The following is a 297-nucleotide window of genomic DNA, read 5'->3' on the forward strand; positions in this document are numbered from 1 at the left end:
TCGTCAGGCTCATAACCTGAAGGTCACAGGTTCAAATCCTGTCCCCGCAACCATCTTGACTTGCGATCGGGCGCCCTCCGGCGGGCCTTTTGCTTTTGAGCGATATGGCAAGAATACCTGCCAGATCGCCGCGCACGTCGATTTGAAGTTCGCCATTCTCCGGCGTCAGGATGATCTCGCGCACCAGCGAGCGCAGCACGTCGGCTGCCACCATCCGCCTGGCTTCCGAATCCTCCTGGAGCGCCGCTGACGTGATGTCGTGGACGACCTCCGCACCAGCGTAGCTGTGCGATGATG

Annotated in this window: 1 pseudogene; it reads right to left on the reverse strand. The window is 60.6% G+C overall.

Annotated elements, in window-relative coordinates:
* Nucleotides 1–31: 31 nt before the first annotated feature.
* Nucleotides 32–297: pseudogene (locus AX685_RS22420) on the reverse strand (hypothetical protein); the annotation flags it as partial.

It is taken from the genome of Sphingomonas sp. CCH9-F2, from assembly GCF_001556735.1.
Taxonomy (GTDB): Bacteria; Pseudomonadota; Alphaproteobacteria; order Sphingomonadales; family Sphingomonadaceae; genus Sphingomonas; species Sphingomonas ginsenosidimutans.